This window comes from Enterococcus sp. AZ167, assembly GCF_051714025.1.
GTDB lineage: Bacteria > Bacillota > Bacilli > Lactobacillales > Enterococcaceae > Enterococcus_D > Enterococcus_D casseliflavus.
The window spans coordinates 1-730 of sequence record NZ_JBIORB010000013.1 but is presented as its reverse complement, the minus strand read 5'-3'; the positions used below and the strand labels follow the sequence as shown (position 1 = coordinate 730).

The window sequence follows — 730 nt, the reverse complement described above, 5'->3', positions numbered from 1 at the left end:
TTATTGACTTTAGTCAGTTTCGTTCGCGTAGCGTACGAAACAAAAAAACCGCGCGTTTCTACGCGTGGACGAAATAGCTTTAGCGATAAAAAACTCCTTTCGATATACTAATAGTGGCTACCAACCGCATATCAGATCGAAAGGAGTTTTTTTATGTCTAACGACGATAAAAGTTTAGCACATACCAGATGGAATTGTAAGTATCACATAGTCTTCACCCCGAAGTATCGACGAAAAGTGATTTATGGAAAGTTAAGAGTAAGTATTAATCAGATATTAAGAAAATTGTATGAGATGAAAGATGTTGAAATCATTGAAGCTCATGCCATGCCTGACCATATTCATATGTTAGTAAGAATACCACCAAAGATTAGTATTTCTAGTTTTATGGGCTACTTAAAAGGACGAAGTGCAACCTTAATCCATGAAAAACATGCGAATTTGAAATATAAGTATGGGAATAAAAGCTTTTGGTCCAAAGGATACTACGTGAGTACGGTTGGGTTAAATCAAAAAACAATTGAAAAATATATTCGAGAACAAGAAGCAGATGATCGAATAAGAGATAGTATAAGTAAACAAGAGTATGTAGATCCATTTAAATAGTTAAAGAGAGATAGGGCTGTGAGCGGTTGGTGGTCATTTAAAAAGCCCCTTTTAAGGGGCTAGCGAGTGGTGAGCCCTTCTAGGGCTGTTAAAAAGCCACCCGTTTCACGGGTGGATATTTACT

1 protein-coding gene is annotated in these 730 nt (G+C 36.7%); it reads left to right on the top strand.

Annotated elements, in window-relative coordinates:
• The first annotated feature begins 153 nt into the window (after nt 1-153).
• Complete coding sequence (gene tnpA / locus IGJ05_RS16130; RefSeq protein ID WP_010750015.1) at nt 154-606, top strand: IS200/IS605 family transposase; 453 nt, start codon at nt 154-156, stop codon at nt 604-606.
• Nucleotides 607-730: the final 124 nt, after the last annotated feature.